18 protein-coding genes are annotated in these 24,107 nt (G+C 36.0%); 7 read left to right on the top strand and 11 right to left on the bottom strand.

Going from position 1 to position 24,107, the window contains the following annotated elements; genetic code table 11:
• The first annotated feature begins 157 nt into the window (after positions 1 to 157).
• Positions 158 to 400 (top strand): transposase, encoded by a 243-nt coding sequence (locus tag B9T31_RS18245; RefSeq protein ID WP_416202538.1) that lies wholly within the window; start codon positions 158 to 160, stop codon positions 398 to 400.
• 927 nt (positions 401 to 1,327) lie between these two features.
• Positions 1,328 to 2,443, top strand: coding sequence for a transglycosylase SLT domain-containing protein (locus B9T31_RS11480; protein WP_086182090.1), 1,116 nt, complete (start codon positions 1,328 to 1,330; stop codon positions 2,441 to 2,443).
• A 49-nt stretch (positions 2,444 to 2,492) separates the two neighbouring features.
• Here B9T31_RS11480 and B9T31_RS11485 read toward each other — a convergent pair whose 3' ends face one another.
• The gene (locus B9T31_RS11485; protein ID WP_086182091.1) at positions 2,493 to 2,876 is read right to left on the bottom strand and encodes an SCP2 sterol-binding domain-containing protein; all 384 of its coding nucleotides are present in this window, start codon (positions 2,874 to 2,876) and stop codon (positions 2,493 to 2,495) included.
• A gap of 205 nt (positions 2,877 to 3,081) precedes the next feature.
• Positions 3,082 to 4,008, bottom strand: coding sequence for a tRNA 2-thiocytidine(32) synthetase TtcA (gene ttcA / locus B9T31_RS11490; protein WP_086182092.1), 927 nt, complete (start codon positions 4,006 to 4,008; stop codon positions 3,082 to 3,084).
• 528 nt (positions 4,009 to 4,536) lie between these two features.
• Between ttcA and B9T31_RS11495 the strand changes: the two genes are divergently transcribed.
• Both B9T31_RS11495 and htpX read left to right on the top strand, forming a co-directional pair.
• Positions 4,537 to 5,337 carry a lytic transglycosylase domain-containing protein gene (locus tag B9T31_RS11495; protein ID WP_416202539.1) on the top strand — a complete coding sequence of 267 codons (801 nt, stop codon included), beginning with the start codon at positions 4,537 to 4,539 and terminating at the stop codon, positions 5,335 to 5,337.
• A gap of 124 nt (positions 5,338 to 5,461) precedes the next feature.
• Positions 5,462 to 6,367, top strand: coding sequence for a protease HtpX (gene htpX, locus B9T31_RS11500; protein ID WP_086182093.1), 906 nt, complete (start codon positions 5,462 to 5,464; stop codon positions 6,365 to 6,367).
• 92 nt (positions 6,368 to 6,459) lie between these two features.
• Here htpX and B9T31_RS11505 read toward each other — a convergent pair whose 3' ends face one another.
• From B9T31_RS11505 to B9T31_RS11520, 4 genes are all read right to left on the bottom strand, one after another.
• Positions 6,460 to 6,816 carry a hypothetical protein gene (locus B9T31_RS11505; RefSeq protein WP_086182094.1) on the bottom strand — a complete coding sequence of 119 codons (357 nt, stop codon included), beginning with the start codon at positions 6,814 to 6,816 and terminating at the stop codon, positions 6,460 to 6,462.
• Positions 6,817 to 6,836: 20 nt separating this feature from the next.
• Positions 6,837 to 7,400: a DUF4112 domain-containing protein gene (locus B9T31_RS11510; RefSeq protein ID WP_086182095.1), complete on the bottom strand. Its 564-nt coding sequence runs from the start codon at positions 7,398 to 7,400 to the stop codon at positions 6,837 to 6,839.
• Positions 7,401 to 7,483: 83 nt separating this feature from the next.
• Entirely contained in the window at positions 7,484 to 8,821 is a 1,338-nt protein-coding gene (gene mgtE / locus B9T31_RS11515) for a magnesium transporter (RefSeq protein ID WP_086182096.1), read from the bottom strand.
• A gap of 246 nt (positions 8,822 to 9,067) precedes the next feature.
• The gene (locus tag B9T31_RS11520) at positions 9,068 to 12,166 is read right to left on the bottom strand and encodes a multidrug efflux RND transporter permease subunit (protein ID WP_086182097.1); all 3,099 of its coding nucleotides are present in this window, start codon (positions 12,164 to 12,166) and stop codon (positions 9,068 to 9,070) included.
• 352 nt (positions 12,167 to 12,518) lie between these two features.
• On the opposite strand from B9T31_RS11520, the gene B9T31_RS11525 reads away from it, so the two are divergent.
• A complete protein-coding gene (locus B9T31_RS11525; protein WP_086182098.1) occupies positions 12,519 to 12,893 on the top strand; it encodes a diacylglycerol kinase in 375 nt (124 codons plus the stop codon).
• 175 nt (positions 12,894 to 13,068) lie between these two features.
• Positions 13,069 to 16,755, top strand: coding sequence for a methionine synthase (gene metH / locus B9T31_RS11530; RefSeq protein ID WP_086182099.1), 3,687 nt, complete (start codon positions 13,069 to 13,071; stop codon positions 16,753 to 16,755).
• A gap of 82 nt (positions 16,756 to 16,837) precedes the next feature.
• Here metH and B9T31_RS11535 read toward each other — a convergent pair whose 3' ends face one another.
• From B9T31_RS11535 to B9T31_RS11555, 5 genes are all read right to left on the bottom strand, one after another.
• Positions 16,838 to 17,269 carry a DUF3887 domain-containing protein gene (locus B9T31_RS11535; protein WP_086182100.1) on the bottom strand — a complete coding sequence of 144 codons (432 nt, stop codon included), beginning with the start codon at positions 17,267 to 17,269 and terminating at the stop codon, positions 16,838 to 16,840.
• Between the two features lie 72 nt (positions 17,270 to 17,341).
• Positions 17,342 to 20,323, bottom strand: a complete 2,982-nt coding sequence (gene gyrA / locus B9T31_RS11540; RefSeq protein ID WP_086182101.1) for a DNA gyrase subunit A — start codon at positions 20,321 to 20,323, stop codon at positions 17,342 to 17,344.
• Between the two features lie 349 nt (positions 20,324 to 20,672).
• A complete protein-coding gene (locus B9T31_RS11545; protein WP_086182102.1) occupies positions 20,673 to 21,605 on the bottom strand; it encodes an electron transfer flavoprotein subunit alpha/FixB family protein in 933 nt (310 codons plus the stop codon).
• 17 nt (positions 21,606 to 21,622) lie between these two features.
• Positions 21,623 to 22,375, bottom strand: a complete 753-nt coding sequence (locus B9T31_RS11550; protein WP_086182103.1) for an electron transfer flavoprotein subunit beta/FixA family protein — start codon at positions 22,373 to 22,375, stop codon at positions 21,623 to 21,625.
• Positions 22,376 to 22,866: 491 nt separating this feature from the next.
• Positions 22,867 to 23,472 carry a LysE family translocator gene (locus B9T31_RS11555; protein ID WP_086182104.1) on the bottom strand — a complete coding sequence of 202 codons (606 nt, stop codon included), beginning with the start codon at positions 23,470 to 23,472 and terminating at the stop codon, positions 22,867 to 22,869.
• Between the two features lie 111 nt (positions 23,473 to 23,583).
• Here B9T31_RS11555 and B9T31_RS11560 point away from each other — a divergent pair, with 111 nt between their 5' ends.
• Positions 23,584 to 24,078, top strand: a complete 495-nt coding sequence (locus B9T31_RS11560) for an Lrp/AsnC family transcriptional regulator (protein WP_086182105.1) — start codon at positions 23,584 to 23,586, stop codon at positions 24,076 to 24,078.
• Positions 24,079 to 24,107 lie beyond the last annotated feature (29 nt).

Raw genomic sequence — 24,107 nt, forward strand, 5'->3', positions numbered from 1 at the left:
TACCTCATAAAATAAAAAGGACCAATCACTGGGTTAATCTTTTTGCTTTGTAAACCTGTGTATTTATACATAATCTACAGATGAAATATATTGGCTCAAAAAAGCTTTCTAGAACATCTCTTAATCTATTTAATTTACCAAAAGGTGAAGACATAGGCTGGAATACAGGGATCGTAGATGCTACGAAAATTGCAATACAAAGACCTATAAACAGAAAAAAAGCGATAGTAGTAAGAAGAAAGCGCATACTATCAAAGTACAAGCTATCATTCATTATAAAACTCAAAAAATCCTGACTCTATGCACGAATCGTAGTGTTGTACATGATTTCGAGCGATTCAAACGTAATTTGAATCAAATTCCATTCGGGGCCTTTATTCTTGCAGATAAAGCTGATTAGGGTATTTATAAAATGCATCCAAATAGCCTATTACCACTAAAAGCAAAAAACGATATAAATTGGATCCTGCACTAAAAGTCTATAATCAATAAATTAATAGAAAAAGAATAGGCATTGAGCATGTATTTGGCAGTTTGAAAATCTTTAAAATCCTTTCGGAGCGTTATCGAAACCGAGGCAAAAGACTTGGTTTGAGATTCAATTTAATTGCTGGAATTTACAACATGGAATTGAAGAATAAATGACTTATAAAAGAACTCTTTTATTATCAAACTAGCACGAGCTTCTTTTCAGTGTCTAAACTTAGATAATATTCGTTTGCTCATCGAGCCAATAACCTTCTATCGTATACAATATTCTTTATTAAATTATATTGATTAAAATTACTATAAATTTTTCTCAAAGTACGAACCGCAATATGTAAAAGATATATTACTTTTATATTCATGCAAATCGAGAAAGACATCCATTTTCTTAAAAAAACTTAGCATTAGGGAACATACTTTTTCTCCAGTTCTTTCAAGTGGATTATTTAATTTTCAACTTTAAAATTAAGTTATATTTCACAATATAAATATTATTTCATGTCTCATTTTCAAATTAAAAGTGTATAATAATTGGCAATTCCATACTTTATCTAAAAATAAAAAAAAATACTTTTTGTTTTCAATATGTTATTTTTTGTTTATAAATTATTTATTACATATAATTTGACATCTAATTTCAACTTCTATTATTATTCGCCCAACATTTCATCAAGGCTATTTTTCAAACAATGTAGTTTTACTACGTATTTCCCTTTAACCCCTTGTCATTTTGAATGACGTCATGAGTGCCCACCCCCAATCCAATTTATCAGACTTAAAAAGTTTGAGGTGTATTCCTTTTTGCTTTTTTTGGGCATAAATTACTTGTAGCGGAGACAACATGCACAGTAGTTCAGTTTTTGGGTCAAGGCTTTGCCTTAACTCGATTATATCCTCTCTCCCAGTTAAAACATTTGCACTCTGTACGGCTTTTTTTCCATTTCATAGCCTCAATGCAAGTAAAGCCGTCTTTCAATTTGATACTGTTATCAATCAAAATAAACTGATTGTCGTATCTGTTGAAAACCCAACGACTGTATTCGATAAAAGTACACATCTTCACGGTTTTGGTTATGATCTAGTTCGTAATTATGCCAATAGCTTAAATGTTAAACTTGAGTTCAAAACTGTTCCAGACAATGCAACAGCACTCAATATGGTCAAATCTGGCAAAGCGAATTTTGCCATGACAACTGCCAATTTTAAGACTGTTGAAAGTAAAGATTTAACCGCATTTTCTGCAACCTGCGGTGATTTAGATATTTTGAAAAAAAATGGTTTAAATGCTGGCTTAAATTGGGCGTTTAAACATGCAAGTGATCCGCTGAGTCAAAATGCAAGCGCATATATTTGTCAAACCAAACGCAGTGGTGTAACTTCGCAATTAGCATCGTTCTACAATAGAAACGTTGTTAAAGATGAATCATGGAATGTTATTCAACGTGATTTAAGCAAACGTATGCCAATCTATAAGGCAAGCTTTAAGTCAACGGCACGTACTTATGATATTGATTGGCACTTATTGGCTGCAATTGGCTACCAAGAATCTTATCTAAAGCCGAGCTCTGTATCACCTACAGGGGTTCGTGGTTTAATGATGTTGACATCAAGTACAGCTAAAGCGATGGGAGTTAACGATCGCACGAATCCTTCTCAAAGTATTGAAGGTGGTGCGAAATACTACGACTTGATGCTAAGTAAGTATTCTAATATTCCCTATCCTGATCGAAATTGGTATGCATTGGTTGCTTATAATATGGGGCCAGGTGCGGTTAGCCAAATTCAGAAACGTTTAAAGTCACAAGGAAAAGATCCAAATAGTTGGATTAATCTATATAGTTATTTAGATCGTAATAAAGCATCTAATAGCCGATACGGGCAAGCAGCGCAATATGTTACACGTATTCGTGCTTATCTTGAACATATTAAATCTACACCGCAGTTGGTTAATCTCTAGCGTATAAAAAAGCTTAGCTGTCTAAAGAGCTAAGCTTTTAAGGTAAAATTTAAGCCGTATGCTCAAGGATACGTTTAAATAAACTCTTTTGTTCTTGACTTGGTTTTGCTGTTTGTAAAGCCATAAGCTGTGACATATCCCCTTGTACTTTTATTTTTCCAGTCATAAACGCTTGCATTGCCGCAGCCATATCAAACTCTAAAAATACTTTACGTAGAGTTTCTCCATCCATATTTAAAGTTGTTTTTGCTTTCGAAGACAACCCTTTTTTAATTGCACCACCATCAAATGATAATTCAGTATTACCAGAATCGTTAGCTACAACTAAATTTATCGCGAGATTTGCCAATGCAGGTGGCAAATTTAAACTACCAGCTTCAGCAGTTAAAGATTCAACAGTTGAAAACCAATCTTCAGATAAAAAAGCAGGCATCATCTTTCCTCAATTTATTTGTTCATTGTTATGTCATCTATCCAGATAACATTGCTAGCATTAAGCTTGCTAGTTGTTATAGCACGTAATTTTTCTTTTGGGCTAATAAATTTTAGCCCAAGCGTTCATTTTTCTATTTTTGATAAAAAAAATACCATTATTCAAAAAGATATTATCTTTTGCATAATGGTATCTAAATATGAATTTAGTCTGCGACAAAACCCAAATTTACCATATTAATACGTTTGCTTTCGCCATCGTCCGTTTGATCTGTTGAGCATGAATCTTTAAAATCAAACTCTCTTTGGGAATCTAATGCTTCAAAATCAAATAACTCTCGATCAGCCAATTGAGATGGAGATACATTCTGAATTGCGCCAAAGATGCTATGTAATCGCTTAGGATAATCTTTATCCCAACTACGCAGCATGTCATTGAGTATCGCACGTTGTAAATTTTCTTGCGAACCACATAAGTTACATGGAATGATTGGAAATTTACGCATCTCAGCGTATTTAATAATGTCCTTCTCTTCAACATAAGCCAATGGACGAATCAAGATATTCTTTTTATCCGAAGACAAAAGTTTCGGTGGCATCGCTTTTAAGCTTCCACCATGAAATAGGTTTAAGAAGAATGTGGCTAAAATATCATCTCGATGATGACCTAATGCAACTTTAGTGGCCCCAATTTCTTGTGCAAAACCGTAGAGCGAACCACGACGTAAGCGTGAACAAACGGCACAGTACGTTTTACCTTCAGGGGTCAATCGTTTTGTAATACTGTACGTATCTTTTTCCAAAATATAATAGGGAATATTATTTTCTTCTAAATAACGTGGCAAAACATCTTCGGGAAAACCAGGTTGTTTCTGATCTAAGTTGACAGCAACAACATCAAAATTAATTGGAGCAATCCGTTTAAACTGAAGCATGATGTCTAATAAGGTATAACTGTCTTTACCACCAGAAATACACACCATGACTTTGTCACCTTCTTCGATCATATTAAAATCACGAATCGCATGTCCAACTTGGCGACGAAGCTTTTTCAACAAACGATAATACGCAGAGCTTGTTGGAAGTTCTGGTTTGAAATTAAATCCTTGATTGGACTCAACTGGCGAGTACATAGACGAGATTTACCCATAAAAAAAATACCGCACGATTTTATCTGAAATAGTAGTACCACGCATCAAAATAATGTAATTAAAAACAACTTCATTTCTTTGTCATAATTTTGCTGTATTTTTGAACTACATCGTTCAAAGTTTATGCCCGATGCTTATATTTTGGACTTTTCCACAGTTGTCCACAAAAGTTGTGGATAACTTTGTGGATTTAAAAAGGCTTGACAGCTTTTTCCGCCCCAATTTAAGGCTTTCATTTAAATTGATCATTATTTGATCAAATTATTTATTTTTATTTTTCAATGTGTTATGTTGTCAATACTTATGCATTGAAAAAAAAATAAATATTTTTTTTAATTAAGTTATAACCAAACGTGCTTGCATTTTTAAAACTTCTTGTTATTAAAGTTTTACTTGGCAGGATGGTTTTTTTTGTTAAACTCTTATTGACTTATGAATAATACGCTATTGACCAAAATGAAAATAAAGAAACATATCGATTACTTTTTAGGGTTGATCAGTATCCCGCTGATGTTTTCGACATCTTTTGCAGGGAAAATTTATGTTTATAAAGACCAAAATAATGGCACGACCCTACTGACCAATAAAAAAAATAATGATCAATCTTTAACAACGATTAAAGTCACCTATTATCCAGAAAGTAATATTCATCAATATAAAAATTGGGGTGCATCAGAGGCTGCCGTCTTACCCAGTTATAATAAAAATAAAGATGCATTTAATCATATTATCCGTCAAGCGGCTCAAACACATGGCGTTTCTGAGGGTTTAATCAAAGCAGTGATGCACACAGAGTCGGGTTTTAATGTCCATGCACGTTCGCCAGTCGGTGCTCAAGGCTTAATGCAACTTATGCCAGCAACTGCAAAACGTTTTAATGTTGATAATGCTTATGATCCGCAGCAAAATATTATGGCGGGTGCCAAATATTTGGCATGGTTACTTCGACGTTTCAATGGCAATACTCAACTTGCCTTAGCAGGCTATAATGCTGGTGAAGGTAATGTGACTAAATATGGTGGGATTCCCCCTTTCAAAGAAACTCAAGATTATGTACACCGTGTGACCAGTCGCTTAAACAATCTATATGCACAAAATACCTCAAATACGATTTATGAGGCCCATAATCAATTTACTCAAAATGCGCCAACAGCCGCAACAAGTCATGATATAAATAAAAATACACCTGATCGTTATTCATCTCGACCCATCATTATTGCATCCGATGGTACATATACAGATGCACCTTCCCGCAGTTACGTCACACAAAATGCGGTTGCTTCTGCACGTATTACCATTTCAGATAATTAGTGTTGAGTTTTGATAAAGTTTTTGTCATTTTTTCTTGAATTTTTCTTATTTTCACCTCATATTGAACTCAATCATTTATGATTCATAAATTAGTTTAACTTTTCACATTAAGAGGATTTTATCGATGATGCGGATTGGTTTGTTTTTGCTTACCAACCTCGCGGTACTGGTTGTAGCTGGCATAATTTTGTCACTCTTCGGTGTCGGTAGTTACCATGGTGCAGGCGGCTTAAATTTAGGCAACCTTTTAGTCATCTGTTTCGTATTTGGTATGGTGGGCTCTCTTATTTCATTATTCATGTCAAAATGGATGGCGAAAAAAACCACTGGTACTGAAATAATTGACCCTAATGCTCCTCGCAATCAAGCAGAAGTTTGGTTACTGCAAGAAGTAGCTCAACTCTCTCAACGTGCTGGTATTCAAATGCCAGAAGTGGGTATCTTTCCATCTTATCAATCAAATGCTTTTGCAACTGGTTGGAATAAAAATGATGCGCTTGTTTCAGTGTCAACTGGTCTTTTAGAGCGGATGAACAAAGATGAGTTGCGTGCTGTTTTAGCGCATGAAATTGGTCATGTTGCGAATGGTGATATGGTTACCCTTGCGCTGATTCAAGGGGTAGTCAATGCTTTTGTAATGTTCTTTGCGCGTATCGTCGGTGACTTTATTGACCGTAATGTCTTTGGTCGTGCAGATGGTGAAGCACCTGGTCTAAGTTATTTTGCAATTACCATTGCACTTGATATTGTGTTTGGAATCTTAGCCTCAGCGATTGTACTTTGGTTTTCTCGTCAACGTGAATATCGTGCAGATGAGGCAGGTGCACGTTTAGCAGGAAAGCAAGCCATGATTTCTGCATTACTACGCTTACAAGCAGAATCTGAACTACCCGATGCAATGCCTAAAGAAATGAAAGCATTTGCAATTGCGGAAGGTAAAGAACAAGGCTTCAGCTTAGCGGCATTATTCCAAACTCACCCAAGTATTGAGCAACGTGTTGCTGCATTACACCAATTGAATTTACCTTAATTTAAAAGCGTAAATCTTTTGTATTAAAAACCTCTACTGTGTAGAGGTTTTTTTTATACTTATTGTTTTGAACTTCTCTTAGAGGATATATTTTATTCGCTTTGAATACAGCGTAATAAACTGCCATTAATATCAACAATATTAAAAATTTTAATTTCATGGTTTTGCTGTATTGCTGTGATTTTTGCTGCTGAAAACTTATTCCAATCTAAAGCAATCCACTGTTGATAATAATTTTGTAAATCCTGTACGCGAATACTGGCACTATGCCAAGACTGTTGAATATCTAATTGCGGATATAGAAAAAACTCTAAAATTAATTGATCTCTCCTTAAAATCATCCATTCTGAAGATTGATAGGTACACTGAAATCCTAAAAATGTATAGAATTTCCGAGTTTCTTCAAAATTAATTGCAGGTAAGTTAGCACTAATAAAATCCTGTTTCATTACTTTTACCTATTTAACCCTTACATCCATTGCCACATTAATGTTCCACTGATCCAAATTAAAAAAACAAAAATGGTTATAAATATTAATCCTAAAAGATCAGGAATATGTAGCCATAGCCAAGATACAATTGGATTTTTCCAAAATCTAGATCGTCTTTGCATATGTTCAAGCTTTTCATGTAAAAATGGATGTACGAGATGGTGATCTGTTTTAATTTCATATTCTTCTTGAATATGCGTATGTACAATCTTTAATGCTTTACGACTCGGACGAATAAAAATATCAAATATTGTACCTAAAAATGGCAAACAACCCAGCACCGCATCTAGCAGCGCCATCTTCAAAACAATATTGAGTTTAGCTTGAGGTACACCAATCTGCTTGGCTTTATAGATTGCATAGCAGGTCAATACAAAACCTGCCATGTCACCCGCAATAGGAATTGTACTTAATGCAGCATCTGCACCAATTCCTTGTTTCGTAAATGGAATTCGAATCAGAGAGTCCATCATATTGGCATATTTAGTCAGATCACGCTCTAATCGAATCACCTCTTCTTTTGTTAGTTTTTTTGTTGCCACATTTTTCTTAACTCATCGTTTAGATAAACTTTTTATCATAAAACGAAGCCCAAGATGATTACTTTTATCTAAATTACAAAGTTTTAAAACAAAATAATTGATGCAATAAAGAGATAAACCAAAACACCCATCGCATCACAAATAGAAGTTACCAGCGGTGCAGATGCACTTGCAGGATCTAAACCCATTTTATTCAAAATAAACGGTAAACTCATACCAATTAAACAGCCCAATAAAACGATACCTGTCATACTCAATGCCAAAACTAAAGCAATATATTCATCACCGCGGTAAAAGCCCAATATCGAGACCGCCGCTGCCATCGTTAAACCTAAACCTAAAGCAACAAGACTTTCACGGCCTAATAAGTAAAACCAATCTTTAAATTGTACATCTCCTGTTGCCAATGCACGTACCATTAACGTTGAGGATTGTGAACCAGCATTCCCACCGCTCCCAACTAATAATGGTAAAAAGAATACCAATACAATATGTTCAGCAATAATATCTTCATAATGCGCAATGCCAATTCCAGACAATAAGCTGCCAAAAACTAAAATAACCAACCAATACACACGTTTTTTATAGAGTTGTAATAAAGGTGCAGATTTTAAACTAAACTTTGATGAACCATTTACGGCACCAACTTTTAAAAAGTCTTCGGTTGCTTCTTCACTTGCAACATCCATCGCATCATCGTAGGTGACAATTCCGACCATCACCCCATGAATATCTACAATTGGAAGTGCAAGCAAATCATAACGTGCAATAATTTTTGCAACTTCATCTTGATCATCATCAACTTTGGCAAAGACAATATTGGTCGTCATTAACTTTCCAATATTTTCTTCCTCATCTGCTAAAATTAATTCTTTTAAAGAAACCACCCCTAAAAGTTTACGATTTTCATCTAAAACATAAGCAAAATAAATTGTTTCAGTATCTGGCGCTTCTCTACGTAACATGGTGATTGCATCGGATACTGTCATATTAGACTTTAATGTTGCATATTCCGAGCTCATAATCGCGCCAGCAGTACCTTCTGAATAAGAAGCGAGCTGACGAATATCTTCACGTTCTGCTTGAGCCAATGCAGGTAAAAGCGCATTTTGTTGATTTTTATCTAAGCGTTTATAAACATCCACTCGCTTATCGGATGACATTTCTCCAATAATTTGAGCCAAGACATTTCGTGGAATAATTTTCGCAAGTTCTGCTTGATATTCGGGTGTGAGAAAGGAGAAAACCTCTACACGGTCTGGAAGATTGATTAATAACGTTTTGCTATTTTCTAAAGGAAGCTGAACTAAAGCATCAGCAATATCGGCAGCACGAAAAGTTTTTACAGATGCCAAAGCAAGCTCTAGATGGTTTTTTTCTAAAGCGTCATTTAATAGATATAAAAAGTTATTGTAACCCATGTGTTAACCCCTTATTGTCATTTCTGCAACAATAAAGGCAACATGGCAAATTATTTAAGCCAACAACTGACCTTCACAGTGCGTGAAATGAAGATAATATTCTGAAAAATAAAGTAAACGACAACTACACCTGTCCATTTAGGGAATTGATCCTCTATATACCGTTTATCCGGCGTGCGAATAGTACAGAGAAGATCCGCACACCTCAAGAGATACAACAAAAAATCTACAAATCACGTTACATTTTTATGCTTGCTCATCCTTTAATTTAAAAATACTTCGTATAATGACGTACATAAATGGAATGAAAATGAGCACTAAAACTGTTCCAAAGATCACGCCACCAAGCACACTCACCCCAATTTCTTGACGGCTTGCTGCCCCTGCTCCAAAAGCAAATACCAAGGGGATGATGCCTGCTCCAAAAGCCAATGATGTCATTAAAATTGGGCGTAAACGTAAACTTGCTGCTTCCATGGCCGCATCAATCGCATTTTTGCCTTGTTGCTGTGCCGCTGAAGCAAATTCCACAATCAAAATAGCATTCTTACATGACAATCCTATTGTGGTGAGTAATGCAATTTGAAAATAAATATCATTAGGGAAACCTGCAAAATAACTGAATAAAATATTGCCACCAATGCCTAACGGAATCGCGGTCATCACAGCTGTAGGAATCGACCAGCTTTCATAAAGCGCCGCCAAACATAGGAAAATAAAGCCGATTGAAATTAAATATAAAAGCAGTGCTTGATTACTTGATTTCTTCTCTTCAAATGATAAACCACTCCATGCCAAATCGACACCAGACTGAGTACTAACCAACTTTTCCAAGTCCTTCATGGCTTGACCTGTACTGGCATTTGCTGTTTTATCTGCTTCTAGTTCTATTGCAGTATAACCATTAAAACGATTAACGACTTCTGGACCGCCAGACCAACGAATTGTTGAAAAATTCGCAAAGGGAACCATTTCACCTGAACTATTGCGTACACTCCAATATTGTAAATCTTCTGGCTTAGCCCGATAAGCAGCGTCACTTTGCATCATGACTCTTTTAATTCTTCCGCGATCAATAAAGTCATTAATATATCGTCCACCTAATGCCGCAGATAAAGTATTATTTACATCAGATAATGCTAAGCCAGAAGCCATTGCTGCTTTTTGATTAATTGTCACGTTAACATTGGCTTTATCTGGTGCAGTTTTTTTATTTAAATTTTCAAAAGTAGAATATTCTTTTGCTTCCTCTTTGATTTGTTCAAATTTTTCAGTCAGGGCTTTTCGACCATCACCATTTAAATCTCTTAACCAAAGATTAACACCATTTGTATCTCCTAAACCATTCACGACAGGTGGCATCGTAAAAACAATCCGAGCATTTGGATTTTTTCTAAAATATTGTGCCGCACGTTCTCGAATTGCAGCGGCTGTGTTCTCTTTACTCGTGCGATCATCCCAATGTTTTAGCTGAATAAAGCCTTGTGCTAAATTTTGCCCAGTACCAGAGAAATTACGTCCATAACGAAGCATCACTAAGTTCACATTGGCTTTTTCATGTTCCAGAAAATACTTTTCAACAGCATCACCAATTTCTCTCGTTTTAGACATTGGTGCATTATCTTGAAGTGCAATTTGAATTCCTAATGAGCCTTGATCTTCATTCGGTAAAAAACTGGTAGGTAGTGCACGATAAAATAATGCAAATATGGCAAATAAAGCGAATGTTAAAGTCAACGTGATTAACTTGTGTTGAATCGTCTTTAGTGATGCTTTCAAATAAAGACTTTTCATCTGATCTAAACATCGATTAAATTTAATTGCCCATCGATAAGGTGTCGGATTAGGTTTTAAAATAATCGCACTCAAAGCGGGGGTTAATACAAGCGCAGCAAGTAATGAAATAGACATTGCTGTCACAAGTGTAATTGAAAACTGACGATAAATAACACCTGTAGAACCACCGAAAAAAGCCATTGGTATAAATACAGCAGTCAGTACTAACGTAATACCCACCAATGCACCACTAATTTCATGCATCGATTCAATAGAAGCATCTTTTGCGCTTAAGCCTTTTTCATGCATTAAACGCTCAACATTCTCTACAACGACAATCGCATCATCCACCAATAAGCCAATCGCAAGCACTAAAGCAAATAAAGTTAAGGTATTAATGCTCATTCCAATCGCAAGCAACACGGCCATTGTACCTAAAATAACAACAGGAACCGTGATAGTTGGAATAAGCGTCGCTCGCCAATTTTGTAAAAATAAGAAAATCACCACAATAACCAACAAGATGGCTTCAAAAAGGGTTTTGATGACTTCTTTTAATGATTCTTGAATAAATGGGGTATTATCTCTCGGATAAACCAGTGTATACCCTTTCGGCAGTTGCTTTGAAACGTGATTGACTGTTTCTTGAATACGTTTTGATGTTTCAATTGCATTCGCACCAGAGGCCAAAGAAATTGCCATGGCAGCAGATGGATAACCATTAATCGAACTATATGATTGATAGTTTTCAGCACCAAGTTCAACCTGCGCAACATCTTTTAAATAAACATAACTGCCTTCTTGCGAGGCTTTTAAAATTATATGATTAAACTCATCCACCGTTTTTAATTTTGATCCAGACGTTACTTTTGCATTTAAATATTGTTCTTGTGCAACAGGTAATTCTCCAACCCCTCCAGCAGCAACTTGAGTATTTTGCGCTTCTACTGCTCTTTGAATATCACTCGGCATGAGTTTATATTCTTTTAATTTTATTGGATCTAACCAAATTCGCATTGCGATTTGGGAACCAAAAACATCAACCTCACCAACACCATCCACACGTGCAATTTCAGATTCTAAATAACTTAATAAATAATCAGATAATTCAATATTGCTACTCTTTTTAGTTTCGTCATATAAACCAATCACCAAATGCGTATCACCGAGTGATTTAAATACATTCACTCCTTGGCGTTGAACTTCATCTGGTAAACGACTAATCACACTATTAATTGAGTTTTGTACTTGTACTTGCGCAGTATCTGGATCTGTTCCATTTTCAAAACTTAAACTAATCCTACTGCGACCTGTTGAGTCACTACTTGAGCTAAAGTATAAAAGATGATCCAAACCTTTAATTTGTTTTTCTAAAACTTGGGTTACACTTTCTTCAACAGTTTCAGCATCAGCGCCTGAGTATGTTGTTACAACCACAACTCTTGGTGGTGCTATATCAGGATATCGCTCAACAGATAAATTAAATATAGAAAAAATACCTAGCGCCATTACAAAAATTGCTAATACGCCGGCAAAAATAGGCCGTTCAATAAAATATTTAGACAGCATAATGTCTTATTCGCATATCCATTTGTAGAAAAAAGTGACATCAGAAATTGATGAAACTGAAAGTTTTATTTATTCACCACGATCATCTGTGACAAAACTTAAAAATACAATCATAGATTACAGAATTAATGCCTTATATTTCAAATATGAAGAAAATATGTAGAATATTCTCATTACGCATTTATGACATCGGGAAAAAGTATAAAATATCAATGTAACTAAAATTGTATTTTTTGTCTGAATCTCGATTTATTACTTTTTGATTCACACTTCAATTTTAGTTTAAACATCTTAACAATTAATATTATTTTAAGATATTTGGCTTATTCTCTCTCAATTTCGGATACTTAAAATGGATCAATATTCACCTTTTAAAGGTAAAACGGGGCTAAAACGAATTCTAAATGCAGCAGGTTATTCATTTGCTGGATTTAGGGCGGCTTTCCAAAATGAAGCTGCTTTTCGTCAAATTATTTTTCTCAATATTATTTTAATTCCGCTGACTTTTTTCTTCAGGATTTCTCCAGCAGAACAGGCCATCATGATTATCGTTTGTTTGCTTTCTATTATTGTAGAACTTTTTAATTCTGCAATAGAAGCCATTGTAGATCGAGTTTCGTTAGAAAAACATGAGCTTTCTAAAAATGCTAAAGATATGGGCAGTGCAGCGCAACTTGTATCCTTGGTGATTATTTTTATGACATGGGCAATCATTCTCCTTAAATAAAATAAGCGACAGTTATATTTTTATTTATCGAAGAAAAAGAGAAACATCTTGCTCAGGCATGGCTTATAAATTTTTCATATCAGCTATATCCATGATATTGAGCAATCTAAACAGAAATTAATTACTAAATCTGCTAAAATTATAGGCGTTTTTAATTCCTGCTGAGAATGTTTGAATGTCTACACTGACCACTCTAAAAGCGCTTCTTACTAAGAAAATTCTCATTATTGATGGTGCAATGGGGACCATGATCCAACGCCATAAATTAGAGGAAGCAGACTATCGTGGTGAGCGTTTTATTGATTGGGCATATGATTTAAAAGGCAATAATGACTTATTGGTTTTAACTCAACCTCAAATTATTCAAGGGATTCATGAAGCTTATTTAGAAGCTGGTGCAGACATTATTGAGACCAATAGTTTCAATGGAACTCAAGTTTCAATGTCTGATTATCACATGGAAGAATTCGTCAGCGAAATTAATTACGAAGCAGCAAGACTTGCTAAAGCTGCATGTGAAAAATACTCAACGCCAGACAAACCACGTTTTGTTGCTGGTGTACTTGGACCAACATCTCGTACTTGCTCAATTTCACCTGATGTCAACAATCCAGCTTTTCGAAATATTAGCTTTGATGCACTAAAAGAAAACTATATAGAAGCTACACATGCATTAATTCGCGGTGGATCAGATATTATCTTAATCGAAACAGTCTTTGATACTTTAAACTGTAAAGCTGCAATTTTTGCAGTAAAAGAAGTCTTCAAAGAAATTGGGCGTGAATTACCCCTCATGATTTCAGGAACAATTACAGATGCATCTGGACGTACGCTCACAGGGCAAACGGCTGAGGCTTTCTGGAACTCTGTTCGTCATGGTGATTTACTTTCCATTGGTTTTAACTGCGCTTTGGGTGCAGATGCAATGCGCCCACATATTAAAACCATTGCAGATATTGCCGACACATTCGTTTCAGCACATCCCAATGCGGGTTTACCGAATGCTTTTGGTGAATATGATGAAACGCCTGAACAAACTGCTGCATTGATTAAAGAATTTGCAGAAAGTGGTTTGATTAATATCACTGGTGGATGTTGTGGTACAACACCTGATCATATTCGTGCCATTTATGAAGCCGTTAAAGATATTGCACCACGATCAGTTCCAGAAACTATTCCTGCTTGTCGTTTAAGTGGACTTGAATCTTTCAATATTTATTCAGATTCTTTATTTGTCAACGTTGGTGAGCGTACGAACGTCACAGGTTCAAAAAAATTCTTACGATTAATTCGTGAAGAAAAATTTTCAGAAGCCTTAGAAGTTGCCCAGCAGCAGGTTGAGTCTGGTGCTCAAGTCATTGATATTAATATGGATGAAGGAATGCTCGATTCGCAAAATGCGATGGTCCATTTTCTTAATCTGATTGCATCTGAACCTGAAATTTCAAAAGTGCCCATCATGATTGACTCATCAAAATGGGAAATCATTGAAGCAGGATTGAAATGCGTACAGGGTAAATCTATTGTTAACTCCATTTCATTAAAAGAAGGTTATGACGAATTTGTTGCAAAAGCTCACTTATGTCGTCAATATGGCGCTGCTATTATTGTCATGGCATTTGATGAGGTTGGACAGGCAGATACTGCCGCACGTAAACGCGAAATTTGTCAGCGCTCTTATGAAATTTTAGTCAATGACGTAGGTTATCCTGCTGAAGATATTATTTTTGACCCGAACGTTTTTGCAGTTGCAACGGGCATTGAAGAACATAATAACTACGCTGTCGATTTTATTGAAGCTACAGGCTGGATTAAGCAAAACCTACCCCATGCCATGATTTCAGGAGGTGTTTCTAACGTATCTTTCTCTTTCCGCGGGAATGAACCCGTTCGTGAAGCAATTCATTCGGTCTTTTTATACCATGCTATTCAACAAGGCATGACCATGGGTATCGTCAATGCAGGTCAAATGGCAATTTATGATGATATTCCAACTGAACTTAAAAATGCTGTCGAAGATGTCATTTTAAACTTAAATCAAGGTTCAAGCGGTCAAGATGCTACTGAAAAATTACTCGAAGTTGCCGAACAATATCGTGGTCAAAGTTCTGCGCAAAAAACCGTAGAAAATTTAGAGTGGCGTAATGAATCTGTCGAAAAACGTCTTGAATATGCACTCGTTAAAGGGATTACGACCTTTATTGATCAAGATACAGAAGAAGCTCGTTTAAAATCCAAACGCCCTCTTGACGTGATTGAAGGTGCGCTCATGGATGGAATGAACGTCGTAGGAGACTTATTTGGTTCAGGAAAAATGTTCCTTCCTCAAGTGGTAAAATCTGCCCGTGTGATGAAACAAGCAGTTGCATGGCTTAACCCGTACATCGAAGCAGAAAAAGGAGCAAGTGAGTCTAAAGGTCGTATTCTGATGGCAACAGTCAAGGGCGATGTTCATGATATTGGTAAAAATATTGTGGGGGTTGTTCTCGGATGTAATGGTTATGATATTGTCGATTTAGGCGTTATGGTGCCTGCTGAAAAAATTCTACAAACAGCAATTGATGAAAAATGCGATATTATTGGATTATCTGGACTCATTACACCAAGTCTAGATGAAATGGTATTTGTTGCCAAAGAAATGCAGCGCAAAGGTTTTAATATTCCCTTACTTATTGGCGGTGCAACAACTTCTAAAGCCCATACAGCGGTTAAAATTGAGCCACAATATCAAAATGATGCCGTCATTTATGTGGCTGATGCGTCTCGTGCTGTTGGTGTTGCAACGACTTTACTGTCTAAAGAAATGCGTGGTACTTTTATTGAAGAACATCGTGCTGAATATGCAAAAATTCGTGAGCGTATTGCCAATAAACAACCTAAAGCGGCAAAACTCTCTTATGTAGAATCCATTGAAAATGGTTTTAAAATAGATTGGAATACTTATATTCCACCAAAACCAAATTTAATTGGCTCACATGTCATCACCAATTATCCACTCGAGATATTGGTTGAATATTTCGACTGGACTCCATTCTTTATTTCTTGGAGTTTGGCAGGAAAGTTTCCTAAGATTTTACAAGATAGTGTCGTTGGTGAAGCTGCAACAGATTTATATCATCAAGCTCAAACTATACTAGAAGATATTATTACCAATAAGCGTTTCGATGCACGCGCAGTTTTTTCCATTCAACCAGCTCAGCGCACAGGTGCAGATACGGTTAGTATTTATAATGATCAAGGTCATATCACCCATAACTTTGAACATGTAAGACAACAATCAGATAAAGTAACGGGTAAACCTAATTTATCTTTAGCTGATTTTATTAGTCCATCTGCTCAACATACCGATTATTTAGGTGGTTTCACTGTTTCTATTTTCGGTGCTGAGGAAATGGCACATGAATTTAAAGCAAAAGGCGATGATTATTCAGCTATTTTAGTTCAATCATTAGGTGATCGTTTTGCTGAAGCGTTTGCTGAACATTTACATGAAAGAGTTCGTAAAGAGTTTTGGGGCTATCAAGCGCATGAAGAACTTTCAAATGAAGATTTAATCAAAGAAAAATATGTTGGCATTCGCCCTGCACCTGGTTACCCAGCTTGTCCTGAACATTCGGAAAAAGCGGTATTATTTGATTGGTTAGATTCTACCAATAAAATTGGAACACAACTAACAACCAGTTTTGCAATGTGGCCACCTTCTAGTGTCAGTGGATTTTACTATAGCTTGCCACAAAGTGAATATTTTAATGTCGGGAAAATAGCGCAAGATCAGCTTGAAGATTATGCTAAACGTAAAAACTGGACATTAGATGAAGCCAAACGTTGGTTAGCACCTAATTTAGATGATTCTGTTTCTTAATATCAACTGGATCCCTGCATAAATCAATGTAGGGATTCAACCTTCAATCCTTTAAAAATATTTGAGTAAAATATCATACTGATTACTCACCAAAAATTTGTACATTAATATCTTGAATTTTAGTACTTCCGCCTGCTTGATCAAAACTAACATCATACTGAACCAAATTTTTTGGGTAAGCATATTCATAACTTACCTTATATTGACTTGGTTGACTTTTCCCTTCTTCAAAATGCTTTGCAACAATTTTCTTAGATTTATAATTTTCTTTCGGCAATGCACGTGCAAATTTTTTCAGTTCTTTCCCATTTTCATTAAACTTCACTTTTAATTCAGGCGCAAAATTCTCTGTTAATAACTCAAATTCTGAATGGCGTAAATGATCATATGCTGTTTGTGCAACCTGTTCTTGTTCTACACTTGGATCTGGCACAGAATTTAATGCGTTTTTTCCTATTTGATCACAAGATGCTAAAAATATAACAGTACTTAATGCAACTAACTTTATTTTCATGATTATTACCCTATTCATTTATATTGAAAAGTTAAAAAAGGACGCCTTAGCGCCCTTTTTTAAAATGAGAACTTAATCATCATCCTCAGATGGTTTTGACGCTGATTCACTTTCAGGTTCAGCAATCATGATGTCATCATCTACAGGGTTCTCTGAAGTTTCAACAGAGGCTAGAATTTCTTCCTCATCTTCTACAGCTTCAATCGCTTCAACGCCAACAAGTAATTCGTCATTACCTAAACGAATGAGGCGTACACCTTGAGCATTTCGACCTGTTTGTGCAATCTCAGATGCACGAGTACGTACCAAAGTACCGCCATTAGAAATTAACATCAACTCTTTAGACGCATCAATTGCAACTGCACCAACTAACTCACCATTACGTTCAGAGGTTTTCAGTGCAATTACACCTTTACCACCACGTTTTTTCGTTGGGAAATCATCGACTGGTGTCCGTTTACCATAACCATGCGCTGAAGCACATAATACTTCACCTGTTTCTGGTACCACCACCAATGACACAATACGGCTGACAAAATTGGTTTCAGTTGAATCTTCATCATCTGAATCTACATCAACTTCATCCGCATCTTCAACTTGTGTTGCACCAATAGTTACACGCATACCGCGTACACCTTTCGCAGAACGTCCCATCGCACGAACATCGGTTTCAGCGAAACGAATTGCTTTACCTTCATTAGAGAACAACATAATTTGCTGTTCCCCATCCGTAATTGCAACGCCAATTAAGGTATCATCACCATTGAGTTCGATTGCACGTAAACCATTTGAACGAACATTACTAAATTGTTCTAATTCAACACGTTTAATTGTGCCGTACGCTGTTGCCATAAAGGCATAAAAGTTTTTACGAACTTTTTCAGCAAGGTTTGCGAATTCAGCAATAACTTCATCTTCAAAATCTGTCGTTGCAAAATCAACAGCCAACGCTTTTAACTGCTTACGTAAAGCATCCGTCAATTCATCTGCTTGTTCATCTAACTCATCAAACGATGCTTTAAGTGCATCATAATGTGCAACAAAAATATCATTTTCTTGTAATTGCGTTAAATGTGCTCGAACATATTCTTTAAATTCAACAATACGTTCTTTGAATTTCTTCGGTACATCAATGACAGGCAGAATCGCTGTAATCGATTCATTCGCATCTAATGGCAATAAATTTACCATCGGACGACCTTTGGAGCCACGTGATGCTTGCGGTACTTCAAAAACTCTTAAGCGATAGACCTTACCAACGTTCGTAAAGCAAAGTACCGTAGCATGATTTGAAGTGACAATTAAATGCTGAATATAATCATCTTCTTTCATTGATGTCGCAGATTTACCACGACCACCACGACGCTGCGCCGCATAATCTGAAAGCGGTTGAGTTTTTGCATAACCTGAATTTGAAACAGTGAATACCACTTGCTCTTCAGGAATTAAATCCTCACGTGAAAAATCAACACGAGATTCAATAATTTCAGTTTTACGCGCATCGCCATATTGTTGCAAAATTAATGCAAGTTCTTCTTTAATAACGTTCATCAATAAATTAAAGTCATTTAAAATTGCTGTATATTCAGCAATTTGACCTAAGATATCTGTATATTCAGCATGTAACTTATCTTGTTCAAGACCTGTTAAACGATGCAAACGTAATTCAAGAATTGCAGCAACTTGCGTTGGAGAAAGACGATAAATGTCACCATCAATACCAAAAGGACGACTTAAATCTTCACCTTCAATTTCATCAGGGCGGACTGAAACTGAGCCAGCTTTTTCAAGTAAAGCGGCAACACTTCCAGCAGCCCACTCACCCGCCTGTAAACGCTCACGCGCTTCTGCTGGATTCGCTGAAGTTTTAATGGTTTCAATAATCGTGTCAATATTAGCCAGAGCGACTGTCAAGCCTTCTAAAATATGACCACGTTCACGTGCTTTACGTAGTTCATACATCGTACGACGTGTAACAACTTCTTGACGATGACGTATAAATGCAGCAATGATATCTTTTAAGTTCATTAACTTAGGTTGACCATTATCGAGGCAAACCATATTAATGCTAAAAGAATTTTCCAATTGCGTATTCATAAACAAGTTATTCACAATAACTTCAGCATTTTCTCCACGCTTTAAGTCAATTGCAATACGCATTCCATCTTTATCAGACTCATCCCGTAATTCTGAAATACCTTCAAGCTTTTTCTCTTTGACTAACTCTGCAATACGTTCAATCGTTTTTGCTTTATTAACTTGATATGGAATTTCAGTAAATACAATGGTCGTACGCCCTGTTTTTTGATCTTCTTCAAAATGATATTTACCACGAATATGAAGGCGACCTTTTCCTGTGCGATACGCATCTACAATACCTGACTTACCGTAAATAATTCCGCCTGTTGGGAAATCTGGACCAGAAATATGTTCCATTAATCCTTCAATTGAAATTTGCGGATTTTCTGCATAAGCCAAACATGCATTCACCACTTCGGTCATGTTATGAGGCGCCATATTGGTCGCCATACCGACAGCAATCCCTGTTACCCCATTAATCAACAAATTAGGTACACGAGTTGGCATTACCTTTGGAATGCGTTCAGAACCGTCGTAGTTATCTTCCCACTCAACCGTATCTTTTTCTAAGTCTGCAAGAATTTCATGGGTAACTTTGCGCATACGGACTTCGGTATAACGCATTGCTGCTGCACTATCGCCATCAACAGAACCGAAGTTACCTTGACCGTCAACCAATTGATAACGCAAACTAAAATCTTGTGCCATACGAACAATGGTTTCGTAGACAGCTGAATCACCATGTGGGTGATATTTACCGATCACGTCACCAACTACACGAGCTGACTTTTTGTACGCTTTATTATAGTCATTGCCCAATTCGTGCATTGCGAAAAGCACACGACGATGAACTGGTTTGAGACCATCTCGAACATCTGGCAAAGCACGTGATACGATCACGCTCATTGCATAATCGAGATACGAATGCTTGAGTTCATCTTCAATGGCAATCGGTCTAATTTCCGATACGCTCATGCATACTCCTTGTTATACAAGCAGAATTCTGCCCGCATTTTATATCGTAAAATCAGTGAAAAAGTTCTTCAATTTGTCAGAACTAAAATCAAAAACACAGTCGGTAAGTATAGCACAAATAAGACTGAATTTGTGCTGTTGAATCAAAGCTAGCATCATGATTTTTTATACGAATTTTAAATAAAACCGAGACGATATTTTTTAGTATTTTTGATTTTTATATTTACAACGTTCATGTATTTTCTCATAAAATACCAATATTTAGATATTAATTAAAAACTCATCTTAACCTAGTATGCTTTTCAATAAAAAAAGCACTCAATATGAGTGCCTTTTTTATCTACAAGAATTAAAGCTTAGACACTAATTCTGGAACGACAGTATTTAAATCACCTACGAGCCAGTAATCTGCAACCGCATTAATTGGTGCTTCTTCATCTTTATTAATCGCAACGATGACTTTAGAATCCTTCATCCCTGCCAAGTGTTGAATTGCACCTGAAATACCTACCGCAATATATAAGTCTGGTGCAACAATTTTACCTGTTTGACCTACTTGCATATCATTTGGTACAAAGCCAGCATCTACCGCAGCACGTGATGCACCTTGTGCAGCACCCAGCTTATCTGCCAATGGATCAAGTACTTTATGGTAATTTTCACCAGATGCAACACCACGCCCACCAGAAACAACAATACGCGCTGCTGTTAATTCTGGACGTTCAGTTTTTACGATTTCTTCTGAAACAAATTTAGATACACCTGCATCGCCTGCGGCAGCAAGAGCTTCAACAGTTGCAGAACCACCTTCAGCAGCAACAGCATCAAATGCAGTACCACGAACAGTACCCACAACAATTGCTTCACCAGACTCTACAGTTGCAATCGCATTACCTGCATAAATAGGGCGTTTGAAAGTTTTAGCACCTTCAACTGCAATAATGTCCGTAATCATACTTACATCTAATAATGCAGCTGCACGTGGTAAAATATTTTTACCTGTTGTTGTCGATGCAGCAAGGATGTGACTATAACCTTTACCCGCTTCTGCAATTAATTTAGCTACATTTTCAGCCAATTGATTTGCATATAATGCATCGTCAGCAAGCAATACTTTACTTACACCTGCAACTTTCGCTGCTTGATCTGCAACCGCTTGTGCACCAGAACCAGCAACTAATACAGTGATATCACCACCAATTTTTTGAGCTGCAGCGATAACATTTAAAGTTGCACCATTTAGTGCTTTATTGTCGTGCTCAGCGATAACTAAAATACTCATGATTTTATCCTTCCGTATTAGATCACTTTTGCTTCATTTTTTAACTTGTCAACAAGCTCATCTACAGATTTTACTTGTACGCCTGCTTTACGCTCTGCAGGTGGCTCAACTTTTACAGTTTTAAGTTGAGTAGCAGTAGTAACGCCATAGTCTGCAGGAGTTTTATTATCAAGTGGCTTTTTACGTGCTTTCATAATATTTGGAAGCGCCGCATAGCGTGGTTCATTTAAACGTAAATCTGTGGTAATAATTGCAGGCAAAGTAAGTTCAACTGTTTGTAAACCGCCATCAATTTCACGTGTTACTTGAACTTTATCACCATCCACTTTCACTTCAGAAGCAAACGTACCTTGACCTGCGCCAAGTAATGCACCTAACATTTGCCCCACTTGGTTTGAATCTTCATCAATGGCTTGTTTACCCAGAAGAATCAACTGAGGTTGTTCCGATTCAACGATGCCCTTTAAAATTTTAGCAACTTCTAAAGCACCTAACTGACTTTCATCAGCTTCAACTAAAATACCGCGATCTGCGCCCAGTGCCATCGCTGAACGAATTTGTTCTTGAGCTTCTTTAGGACCAATAGAAACCACAACGATTTCTGAAACAGTTCCTTTTTCTTTTAAGCGAACCGCTTCTTCCACTGCGATTTCACAGAATGGGTTAATTGACATTTTAACGTTAGTCAGGTCTACCCCACTATTGTCCGGTTTAACGCGAACTTTAACGTTGGCATCAACCACACGTTTTACAGCAACAAGAGCCTTCATGTAATCCTCGGCTGTTTTAGCAAATTAAATATGGAGAAGAATTATACTAACTCTTCACTTAAAATTTTTTAGGTGCCTTATCTTGCAATGTAGATGGCATTTCGGTCAAGTCACAATTACTTAAAGCACTATAAAAAAACATAAAATAGCTGAACTATACGTTCACTTTATTTAATATTGACAAAATACATTCAATTTTAGATTTTTTTTTAACCATATTTAATAATTGATTTTTATTATTTTTTTATTTTATTTAATAAATCAAAAGAACTTATTTATAAATCATTTATCTCGGTTACCCTTTATAGATAGATCTTAAATAAGATCAAGATGATGCAACTGAATTTGTCATTCTAGAGAAATAAAGATTCCATATTAAATACGTTTCCTTACATTTTATGACCAATATTGATATAAAAATTAGCCTTTAAACCATGAGATAAATCATCAATAAAAAGGAGTGATTTTAATTCACCCCAGCTTGCATTGTTTTATTGAATAATGAGCCAACTTGCTGCCAATGCCAGCAATCCACCTGAAGAACCATCTATCCATTTTTGACGACGTTCATCTATATGCGCACGCTTTGATAACTGAGCAAATAAAATACTGAGCACACTATAAAAAACTAAACACAATCCAATAAATATAAAAGATAAGATAAGACCTTGTTTAACTGTATTCCCTGATTTATCTATAAATTGAGGTAATACCGCAAAATAAATCAACATTCCTTTTGGATTTAACAAAGCCGTAAAAAAGCCTTTTCTCACAGGATTGACGGCTGTTTGATCTTCAATTTTTATCGTTTTTTTACCCAAAACTGACTTAAACAAACCAAATGCTAAATACAACAAATACGCAATACCTAACCACTTAATGGTTTCAAACAAAATAGGAAATGAAACAATAATCGCCGCGATACCCACAGCAACTAAAACTGAATGAATTAAATAACCTAAACATACGCCTATGGTTGCCATAACACCTGCTTTTGCATTCTTACCCATCACTTGAGACAGAATAAAAAGCATATCTGGCCCTGGTGTTAAAATAAGTGGAATCACCGTGAGTGCGAAGAGTACAAATACAGACATTTTCGTTTCCTTGCTGTATGAAAGAAGCAAAAATAGTATCTTCTAATTTACTTAAAATAGGATTTCAAATATTCTAGTTTAATTATTATTTTTAGAATTAAATTCTATATTATGAAGATTATTTCAAAATCTATTTCAGTAAAGTTAGACCGAATTGATAAAAATATTATTCGTACCTTACAAAGTAATGGTCGTATTCAAAATAATGACTTGGCTAAAATTATTGGGCTATCACCGTCATCATGTTTGAGGCGTGTTAAATTATTAGAAGAAGCAAATGTGATTCAAAATTATACAACTGTCGTTGATCCTCAAAAGATCGGCCTTCAATTGATTTTATTTTCACGAATCTGGCTAATTGGCCAAGATGCAGAAACCATTGATACATTTATTGAAGCCATGAAAGAACTTCCACAAGTCATGGAGTGCTATATTATTTTAGGAGAATGCGATGCAATGCTTAAAGTTGTCGTGCCAGACTTAGAAAGTTATCGTAAATTTCAATCCAGCCATTTAACCAAAAAAAATGGTATTACGAGTGTAAAAACTGATTTACCTAGCCAAATTATTAAACAAAGTTTTCAGTTACCGCTTGACCTGTTATAAATCATTTTTGATAGTTAAAATATAGGCTA

Origin of the sequence: Acinetobacter sp. ANC 4558, from assembly GCF_002135375.1 — a bacterium.
In the GTDB taxonomy this organism is placed as follows: Bacteria; Pseudomonadota; Gammaproteobacteria; order Pseudomonadales; family Moraxellaceae; genus Acinetobacter.

Coding starts and splice junctions, on each gene's coding strand:
- ttcA (WP_086182092.1), bottom strand. CDS start 4,008: ATGTACTCGCCAGTTGAGTCCAATCAAGGATTTAATTTCAAACCAGAA.
- B9T31_RS11480 (WP_086182090.1), top strand. CDS start 1,328: ATGCACAGTAGTTCAGTTTTTGGGTCAAGGCTTTGCCTTAACTCGATT.
- metH (WP_086182099.1), top strand. CDS start 13,069: ATGTCTACACTGACCACTCTAAAAGCGCTTCTTACTAAGAAAATTCTC.
- B9T31_RS11535 (WP_086182100.1), bottom strand. CDS start 17,269: ATGAAAATAAAGTTAGTTGCATTAAGTACTGTTATATTTTTAGCATCT.
- B9T31_RS11495 (WP_416202539.1), top strand. CDS start 4,537: ATGTTTTCGACATCTTTTGCAGGGAAAATTTATGTTTATAAAGACCAA.
- B9T31_RS11545 (WP_086182102.1), bottom strand. CDS start 21,605: ATGAGTATTTTAGTTATCGCTGAGCACGACAATAAAGCACTAAATGGT.
- B9T31_RS11555 (WP_086182104.1), bottom strand. CDS start 23,472: ATGTCTGTATTTGTACTCTTCGCACTCACGGTGATTCCACTTATTTTA.
- B9T31_RS11485 (WP_086182091.1), bottom strand. CDS start 2,876: ATGCCTGCTTTTTTATCTGAAGATTGGTTTTCAACTGTTGAATCTTTA.
- B9T31_RS11550 (WP_086182103.1), bottom strand. CDS start 22,375: ATGAAGGCTCTTGTTGCTGTAAAACGTGTGGTTGATGCCAACGTTAAA.
- mgtE (WP_086182096.1), bottom strand. CDS start 8,821: ATGGGTTACAATAACTTTTTATATCTATTAAATGACGCTTTAGAAAAA.
- gyrA (WP_086182101.1), bottom strand. CDS start 20,323: ATGAGCGTATCGGAAATTAGACCGATTGCCATTGAAGATGAACTCAAG.
- B9T31_RS11505 (WP_086182094.1), bottom strand. CDS start 6,816: ATGAAACAGGATTTTATTAGTGCTAACTTACCTGCAATTAATTTTGAA.
- B9T31_RS11560 (WP_086182105.1), top strand. CDS start 23,584: ATGAAGATTATTTCAAAATCTATTTCAGTAAAGTTAGACCGAATTGAT.
- B9T31_RS11525 (WP_086182098.1), top strand. CDS start 12,519: ATGGATCAATATTCACCTTTTAAAGGTAAAACGGGGCTAAAACGAATT.
- htpX (WP_086182093.1), top strand. CDS start 5,462: ATGATGCGGATTGGTTTGTTTTTGCTTACCAACCTCGCGGTACTGGTT.
- B9T31_RS11520 (WP_086182097.1), bottom strand. CDS start 12,166: ATGCTGTCTAAATATTTTATTGAACGGCCTATTTTTGCCGGCGTATTA.